This is a genomic window from Rhizobium sp. 2YAF20, assembly GCF_052114685.1.
Lineage (GTDB): Bacteria > Pseudomonadota > Alphaproteobacteria > Rhizobiales > Rhizobiaceae > Rhizobium.
Window position 1 is genome coordinate 1 of record NZ_JBFRFF010000085.1, and the last position, 7,132, is coordinate 7,132.

General features: G+C 62.5%; 6 protein-coding genes and 2 pseudogenes. 7 read left to right on the forward strand and 1 reads right to left on the reverse strand.

All coding sequences use genetic code 11. The annotated features are described in order from the left end of the window. From AB4Z52_RS35455 to AB4Z52_RS35485, 7 genes and pseudogenes are all read left to right on the forward strand, one after another. Positions 1-191 (forward strand): annotated as a pseudogene (locus AB4Z52_RS35455) (IS6 family transposase); the annotation flags it as partial. Positions 192-771: 580 nt separating this feature from the next. After that, positions 772-2,103, forward strand: a complete 1,332-nt coding sequence (locus AB4Z52_RS35460) for a multicopper oxidase family protein (RefSeq protein ID WP_442222500.1) — start codon at positions 772-774, stop codon at positions 2,101-2,103. A 2-nt stretch (positions 2,104-2,105) separates the two neighbouring features. After that, positions 2,106-2,444, forward strand: a complete 339-nt coding sequence (locus tag AB4Z52_RS35465; RefSeq protein ID WP_442222501.1) for a c-type cytochrome — start codon at positions 2,106-2,108, stop codon at positions 2,442-2,444. After that, entirely contained in the window at positions 2,441-3,136 is a 696-nt protein-coding gene (locus tag AB4Z52_RS35470; RefSeq protein ID WP_442222502.1) for a phytochelatin synthase family protein, read from the forward strand. The genes AB4Z52_RS35465 and AB4Z52_RS35470 overlap by 4 nt, the downstream gene beginning before the upstream one ends. Then, positions 3,133-3,585, forward strand: a complete 453-nt coding sequence (locus AB4Z52_RS35475; RefSeq protein WP_442222503.1) for a hypothetical protein — start codon at positions 3,133-3,135, stop codon at positions 3,583-3,585. Before AB4Z52_RS35470 ends, AB4Z52_RS35475 begins: the two co-directional genes overlap by 4 nt. Further along, positions 3,585-5,189 carry a GMC oxidoreductase gene (locus AB4Z52_RS35480; RefSeq protein WP_442222504.1) on the forward strand — a complete coding sequence of 535 codons (1,605 nt, stop codon included), beginning with the start codon at positions 3,585-3,587 and terminating at the stop codon, positions 5,187-5,189. The genes AB4Z52_RS35475 and AB4Z52_RS35480 overlap by 1 nt, the downstream gene beginning before the upstream one ends. 54 nt (positions 5,190-5,243) lie before the next feature. Next, positions 5,244-6,644 carry a hypothetical protein gene (locus AB4Z52_RS35485; protein ID WP_442222505.1) on the forward strand — a complete coding sequence of 467 codons (1,401 nt, stop codon included), beginning with the start codon at positions 5,244-5,246 and terminating at the stop codon, positions 6,642-6,644. A gap of 296 nt (positions 6,645-6,940) precedes the next feature. Here AB4Z52_RS35485 and AB4Z52_RS35490 read toward each other — a convergent pair. Then, positions 6,941-7,132 (reverse strand): annotated as a pseudogene (locus tag AB4Z52_RS35490) (IS6 family transposase); the annotation flags it as partial.

The following is a 7,132-nucleotide window of genomic DNA, read 5'->3' on the forward strand; positions in this document are numbered from 1 at the left end:
ACCAGCCCGTCCGGCGGCGAGAGCGGATCATGAAGCGCTTCAAGTCACAGCGACATCTACAACGCTTTGTCTCCATCCATGACCCGATTGCCAACCTGTTCCACATCCCGCGCCACGACATCCCCTCCAGCCATCATCGCGAATTGCGCGCAGCGGCGATGAACCTGTGGGCGAAAATCGCCCGGGCATGACCAACAAAATAGGCCGGCGGCATGGGCTGGCCTCTTTGCGGTTAAGTTTACGATGCCAACGCTATTATTACGACCGCGATGATCAGCTTCGCCACCATCTGACTGACTTCGTCGCCGCCTATAATTACGCTCCGTCTCAAGACTCTAAGAGGCGTTATACCTTACCAATCCATCTGCAGACGTGAACAAAAAACCTGAAAGATTCACCGCCGGTCCGATCCCGCAAATGCCCGGAACTAAACATTTAAGCCTTGTCCAGATCTCGCGGGGGACCGCCGCCCAGAAAAAAGTCACAGAAAGCCACTGCTTGCGCGCCGAATTAGCGTAAAATTAAGGTCTAAGGCCGCTCTTGAAAGTATTCTGAGGGGAAGCTTTCATGCATATGTTTTCGCGGCGCAAATTTCTGCAACGCTCTGTTGCGGCAACCTTGGCAGGCGGCGCCGGTAGCGCGCTTTTGAGCGGAAGGTTGGCTGGCGCCGGCGAGGCCTATCCCGAAATCTCTCCACTTGGCATTGCCGATGATCTCGTCAACCCGGCTGAGATCCGCAGCCAGAGCGGGCGCCTCAAAGCCAATCTCTACATGGCCATCACCGAGGTCAGTCTGCCCTCGGGCCTGGCGAAGCTTCGGATTTTCAATGGCCGCCTGCCTGCGCCAACCTTGCGGCTGATGCCGGGCGACACCCTGGAGGTCGCCTTCGAGAACCGCATGCCGGCCAATTCCGATACCGGCCAGATGGTCACCAACGCGCCGAACCGCTTCAACACCACCAATGTCCACTTCCACGGCTTCCATGTCAGCCCGCGCGGCAATAGCGACAACGTCTATCTGAACATCGATCCGGGCCAGCGCTTCAACTACGTCGTCAAGATCCCGCACGATCATCCGGCCGGCAATTACTGGTACCACCCGCATCGCCATGGTTCGGTTGCTGCCCAGGTGGCGTCGGGTGCCGCCGGCATGGCGATCATTGGCGGGACGCTCGACACGGTTCCTGAAATTGCCGCGATGGTCGAACGGGTCATGGTCTTCCAGGCGCCGGTGACGGGGCTGGAAGATCTTTTGACCAGCGAAGAGCCGATCTGGGCACTGGATGCCGAGCGCAATTTCCTGATCAACGGCAACTATCGCCCGCGCATCTACATGCGCGAGGGTGAAGTCCAACATTGGCGCGTCCTGCATGCCGGCGACGCCCAATTCCTGCCGCTGACCGCCGATGGACTGGAGCTTTACGAAGTCGGGCGCGACGGCAATCCGCTGCCCAAAGCCGACCTGGTGACCACTGTCGACCTGGCACCCGGCAACCGGGCCAATATATTGGTCAAGGCGCCGAAGGCCGGCACCTATGAGCTGCGCCGCCCGGCCTTCAACCAAGGCAAGCAGCCGCTGCCCGACATGATGCTGGCCGAAGTCGTGGTGATTGCCGAAAATGACGCGCGCGTCGGCAAGCAGATTCGCTTCGGCCGGGATATTCCGAAAGGGCCGCTGCCGAAGAACCGCATCCTCACGGATATCGCCGATAGCGAGATCACCGGTCACCGCCAGTTCGTGCTCGGCGTCTCCGAGGTCAAGGGCTTCTTCCGCGATACCGAGTTCACCATCAACGGCCAGCCGTTCGATCCGCGACGCGACGACGTGGCCACCAAAGTCGGCGCGGTCGAGGAATGGACGCTGGTCAACACCACGCCCTATCCGCACCCGCTGCACATCCACGTCAACCCGTTCCAGGTGATCGACGTCAACGGCGTGCCCGATCCGCGCAAACCGTGGCTCGACACCGTGGCTGTACCGGCGGCCGGCACGCTGCGCTTCCGCACTCGCTTTACCGATTTTTCCGGACGCTACGTTATGCATTGCCACATCCTGCCACACGAGGACACCGGCATGATGATCAACATCAACATCGAGGATTGAGCATGCAACGGCTTGCAGCGAAGGCCATCTGTCGGTTCGGGCTGGCAGCGATATTGGCAAGCTTGGCCATGACCGCCTATGCCGACGGGCTGGCGGCACCGGCTTACCCGCCGGCCAAGGCTTCGCAGTGTTTTGCCTGTCACGGCGCCGACGGTCATCCGAGCCTTGCCGACGTGCCGATCATCGCCGGCCAGCAGCCGGTCTACCTGCTGAACACCCTGAATGCCTATCGCAGCGGCCTTCGCGGCGGCGGCCGGGCCATCGTCATGCATGAAATTACCAAGAGCCTGAGCGACGACGATATCGCCGCCCTGTCCGCTTGGTTTGGAGATCAGAAATGAACCGCCTTCTCAAAGCCTCTGCCTGCCTCGTCCTGCTGGCGCTGGCGCCGCACGCAGCGAATGCCGACGAGTTGATCTATCTGCCGGATGCCAAGGGCATCGAACTGTTCAAGGGCGCCGAATTGGAAGGCCAGTATTTCTCGCTGGCAAGCGCGCTTGACAGCGAACATATCCTCACCTTCTGCGGCCCCGCAACCATTGCCGCGGTGATGAACAGCCTCGGCGGCCCGCGCCTGGTGTCACAGCGGCTCTATCCCTGGCCGTTCTTCACCCAGGAAAACATTTTCACCGCCGAGAACGAGAAGGTGAAACCCTATCCGATGGTGGAGCACGAGGGCCTGGTCCTCAGCCAGCTGGCGCAGTTCTTCACCAATCTCGGCGCCACCGCCGTATTCAAGCACGCCGACGCCTTCGACATCAACGCCCTGCGCGACACGGTGAAGACCGTGCTGGCCGATCCGGCCAAGCGTCTCGTCATCAACTATTCGCGCCGGCCGATCGGCCAGAATGGCGACGGCCACATTTCGCCTGTGGCCGCCTATGACGCAGACAGCGACCGTGTGCTGGTGCTCGACGTGGCGAAATACAAATATCCGCCGGTCTGGATGACGGTTGCCGACCTTTATAAGGGAATGGCCACCGTCGATACCGGCTCGAACGCAATGCGTGGCTTCGTGGTGGTCAGCAAATGAAACTCAGCCGCCGCATCTTCCTCGGCATCCTGCCGCTGATTCCCGGTGCAGCAAAGGCACGGGCGCTCGGCGACCGCGACCAGGGCTTCTCCGACATCGCCCGCCAGATCGGCGGCGTCACCGACGTCTCGCCTTATCTGATCGAAGCGGCGGAATACGAATTCGTGCTGGCCTATGGCCCTGAAGCCAAGGGCATCTTCGTGGCGGCGCTGGGCAGCGGCCCCCTGCCGGACCGCGTCGCCGAGGCCGCGCCGGCATTGCAGGCACAAGCGGCCTTCGTCGCCACCTTTCTCTATAGCGGCGAAGTCGTCCGCGACGGCGTCACCAGCGCCAAATACTACCCCTGGTGCCTGTCCTGGAAAGCGGTGACTTTCGCCAGCGCTCCCGGCCTCTGCGGCGGCCCCGGTTTCGGCCATTGGGAAAACGCACCTATTCCGGGAGCTATGTGATGCGCGCAACGGTCGTCGTCATCGGCTCCGGCATGGCCGGCTCGCAGCTGGCCTATACGCTGGCGCTGAACGGCGTCGACGTGCTGGTGCTCGAGGCCGGACCGCGCCGCGACCGGTCCAGCAACCTCAAGACGTTTTACGAAAATCCGGTCAAGGGTCCGCAGTCTCCCTATCCGAGCGCGCCTTCCGCCCCCCATCCGGAAGACGGGCGATACGACGATTTCTACGTCCAGGCCGGCGCGGACAAGTTCATCGGCGCCTATCTGCGGCTCTATGGCGGCACCACCTGGCACTGGACCGGCTTTGCCGACCGTCTGCGCCCCGCCGACTTCCGGATGAAGACCGACTATGCAGTGGCAGAGGATTGGCCGATCACCTACGATTTACTGGTCGGTTTCTACGAGGAGGCGGAAAAGCGCTGGGGCGTGGCCGGCGATCCGGCATTCAATTGGGGCGCGCCGCGCGGCGATACCCCGTACCAGATGCCGCCGATCCCGCACAGCTACGTGGATCACCAGGTGATCAAGGCGCTCGATACCCTCGGCCTGCATGCTGGCCGCTTTTCCCATGCCCGCAATTCCGAGATTTTCGACAGCCGCCCGGCCTGCTGCGGCAACAATACCTGCGTGCCGATCTGTCCGATCGGCGCCAAATACGATGCCTCGGTGCATGCCGAAAAGGCGGAAGCCGCCGGCGCCAAGTTTTTGACTGACGCGCTGGCCACCTACATCGAGCTCGGGCCCGACGGCAATGTCACCCGGGTAAAGGTCCGCCGGCCGGACGGCGAGACGTTCTGGGTCGAGGGCGACGTTTTCGCCCTCTGCTGCCATGCGATCGAAAATCCGCGGCTGCTGCTGAATTCGAAGCAGGCGGGGGCGGAAAACGGCGTCGCCAATGCCTCCGGCGCCGTCGGCCGCTATCTGCTGACCCAGGCCAACCAGGACGCCTGGGCGACGATGCCGGAACCGGTCTATCCCTATCGCGGACCGCAGCAGACCGGCGGCCTGCTGGAACTGCGCGACGGCACCTTCCGCGGCCAGTATGCCGCCGCCGGTACCTCGTTCATGAACAGCGGCTGGTCGGGCAATTCGGATGCGACCGGCCTGGCCAAAAAGCTGATTGCCCAGGGCATGACCGGGGCGGAGCTTGCCCGCACCATCAACCACCGGGTCGCCCGTCACCTGCGCCTCAACTCGTCCGCCGAAGTCCTGCCCGACTGGAACAACCGCGTGGAGCTGGCCGACACCATGGACAGCGCCGGCGTGCCAAAGCCGAAGGTGACCTTCACGATGGACGATTACACCAAGGCCGGGCTGGCCGAAGCATTGAGGATCAACCGGCAGATCTTTGCGGCGATGGGCGCGACCAACGTGGAGAACAACGATCCCTACCTGTCCAACGCCATCATCGGCGGCACCGCCCGCATGGGCCGCGACCCGAAGACCTCGGTGGTCGATACCGATCTCGTTGCCCATGATCACCGCAATCTCTACATCCTCGGCTCCAGCGCCCATGTTACCGCCCCCGTCAACGCGCCGTCGCTGACGATCGCCGCATTGGCGATCCGCGCCGCCGACCGGATGATCCAGAACCTCAAGAATTGAGAGAACAGAATGCACCGTCTCCTTGCGCTTGAAGGTCTCATTTTGGCGATGTTCGTGCTGCTCGGCAACGGACTGCGGTCGATCAGCACAACCACGGTATCGGTGTCGCAGAGCGAGTTCGCCAGCTTCCTCAACATCTCGGTGGAAAAGACCGACGTGCTGATCGAGCTGCTGCTCGGCGGCGCCGTTCTTGCGCTGGCGCTGGCCCCGTTCGTCATCTCGCTACGCAGCGCCCGCAAGATCGCGGTCATCTTCGCCGTCATCACCACCGTCTGCTATGCCATGATCGGCGTGACCATGCTGGTCGATCCGGCACTCGAGGTCCGCGAACCGGTGATCATCGCCAGTTTCGCCTTCAGCGGCTTCTCGGTCGCATTCTTCGCGCCGCTGGCCCAGCTGGCGATCAACGACGAGAGCGATCCGGCGATGCGCGCCCGGCTCACCACCGTGTGGATCTCGGCCCAGCCGATCGCCTTCCTGGTGACGCCGCAGTTGGTCAAATACGTCGCATTCGATATCGGCACCGGCAACTACTTCCTGATTCTTGCCGCCATGCCGCTGATCTTCCTGACCTTCATTCCCTTCGTCTTCGGCGGCAAGGGCGAAGTGGCCGACGCGCTGGCGCCGGTACCCGCCGGTACACCGAAGCCCTGGAAGCGGGCGCTGCCGCTGATCGTTGCCGTCATCTCCTTCGAGGCCTGGACGGCGTCCAACTCCTTCGTCGGCATCGACAGCATCATCAGCCTGTCGCTGATGGCGCTGTTCCTGGCCATCGTCGTGGCGCTGTTCTTGAGGCGCAAGCACCTGACCCGCGGTGCCGGCCAGGTGCCACATCTGGCGATCTTCCTGCTCTGCGTGCTGTTCGTGCTGGAAATCCCGACCACCGGCCTCTACGACACCGCCTATCTGGTGCGGCATCTGTGCTCGGGGGATCTGATCGACAACCGCGCGACGCTTGCCGCCGCCAGCCAGATCATCTCGGTGTTTGCAACCGGCGCCGTGATGGTGCGCTATCCACACTGGGGCACGCGCATGGTCGGGCTGGCCCTGCCCTTCCTGCTCGCCGGCATGGTGGCGATCTATTTCTACCCTTACCAGGAGGTCAACGTTCCGCTGTTCTACATCTCCAAGATGCTGTCGAGCATCGGCATGGGCATGGCGACCGCCGCCGTCATCGGCGTCGTCTCGGGGCTCGCAGCGCAGAACAAGATCATCGCCCTGGCGCCCGCCTTCATCATTATGTTCGGCACCGAAGTGGGGATCGAGATCCTCGAAATCGTCTTCCAGTCGAGCAAGCTCGCCGGACTCGATATCAACAGTGCCTATGAGATGGTGTTTGCCATCCAGATCGTCGCCGTGCTCATCGCCATCGCCCTGATGCTGCACTGGGTGACAGGCAAACGCGCCGCACCCGGCCTGCCGCAATCGGCACTTTCGGGCAGCCCGGCCGCATGAGACCAGAGCGGGGCGGGGCCGTCGTAGATGTTTGATCTCGGCAATTGCTGGTCTCAGGAAACGCCTCGCGAACCCATGCGGTCAGCGCCCCATATGCGGCCATGGCTGGTTCGCAATCAGCGGGGCGTTGGTGCATGGGTCACAAAGTGAACGGCTTCTGTCTTTGAAGCAGACGCTATACCTTTGCTGGTTGGCAGCGGACGGAATTCGGGCGAGCGCATGCCAGCATGCGATTGAGGGGCATCGTAAACTTAACCGCAAAGAGGCCAGCCCATGCCGCCGGCCTATTTTGTTGGTCATGCCCGGGCGATTTTCGCCCACAGGTTCATCGCCGCTGCGCGCAATTCGCGATGATGGCTGGAGGGGATGTCGTGGCGCGGGATGTGGAACAGGTTGGCAATCGGGTCATGGATGGAGACAAAGCGTTGTAGATGTCGCTGTGACTTGAAGCGCTTCATGATCCGCTCTCGCCGCCGGACGGGCTGGTG

Excerpts from the sequence above, each read along its gene's own strand:
- AB4Z52_RS35465 (WP_442222501.1), top strand. The coding sequence starts at position 2,106 with ATGCAACGGCTTGCAGCGAAGGCCATCTGTCGGTTCGGGCTGGCAGCG.
- AB4Z52_RS35475 (WP_442222503.1), top strand. The coding sequence starts at position 3,133 with ATGAAACTCAGCCGCCGCATCTTCCTCGGCATCCTGCCGCTGATTCCC.
- AB4Z52_RS35460 (WP_442222500.1), top strand. The coding sequence starts at position 772 with ATGGCCATCACCGAGGTCAGTCTGCCCTCGGGCCTGGCGAAGCTTCGG.
- AB4Z52_RS35480 (WP_442222504.1), top strand. The coding sequence starts at position 3,585 with ATGCGCGCAACGGTCGTCGTCATCGGCTCCGGCATGGCCGGCTCGCAG.
- AB4Z52_RS35470 (WP_442222502.1), top strand. The coding sequence starts at position 2,441 with ATGAACCGCCTTCTCAAAGCCTCTGCCTGCCTCGTCCTGCTGGCGCTG.